This is a genomic window from Mesorhizobium sp. M1D.F.Ca.ET.231.01.1.1, assembly GCF_003999155.2.
In the GTDB taxonomy this organism is placed as follows: domain Bacteria; phylum Pseudomonadota; class Alphaproteobacteria; order Rhizobiales; family Rhizobiaceae; genus Mesorhizobium.
Map to the genome: position 1 here is coordinate 1 of NZ_RZOZ02000047.1, position 584 is coordinate 584.

General features: G+C 58.9%; 1 protein-coding gene and 1 pseudogene. Both read right to left on the reverse strand.

The window, feature by feature from the left end:
• A partial coding sequence (locus tag EN874_RS32170; protein WP_135884712.1) for a DUF4150 domain-containing protein occupies positions 1-381 on the reverse strand: 381 nt, incomplete at its 3' end.
• Positions 381-584 (reverse strand): annotated as a pseudogene (locus EN874_RS32175) (3-oxoacyl-ACP synthase); the annotation flags it as partial. The pseudogene EN874_RS32175 and the gene EN874_RS32170, both read right to left, overlap by 1 nt.

The following is a 584-nucleotide window of genomic DNA, read 5'->3' on the forward strand; positions in this document are numbered from 1 at the left end:
GATGGACGAGAGATCGGTGTGACGAACGACAGGCTCGCCATCGAACTTCACGTCGCTTGACCAGGAATTGAAATACTCCTTGCCCGTGTTTGTGGAGGTGATGACCCCTTTCTTCGCCGCGCATCCAGCCTCGGTGCCGGACGTCTTCGTCAAGTAAGACTGGTTTTTGATGTTGACGGTTTTGTTGGCGATCTTAACGGTTCCCGTTCCCTTGTCGGTATCCGACGCGAAGCCGAAACTCGGATAAGGAACCGGCACGCCCGGTGGCGTAGCGGGGTTTTCGGGCGGGGTGAAGCAAACGTCCGGGAACGCGCCCAGAGTTTTCGCGTCGACGGCCTTGCCCGAGATCTCCAGACTGTTGGCAAAAACATTTGTCGACATCAGCTCGCCACCGCAAAAATGGCGGCACCACAGGCGCCGCTGTCGTTGGAGGCCTCGATAAGAACGGGATTGCCCTTGTCATAGCCCTTTCGGGCGGCTGTCCAGGCCATTCCGATCATCATCGGAACGACCGCCGCACCGACATTGCCGACGAATTCGGTGGGCGACCACAGATCCTGGAAGGCGTCGCGCCCGCGGATCAA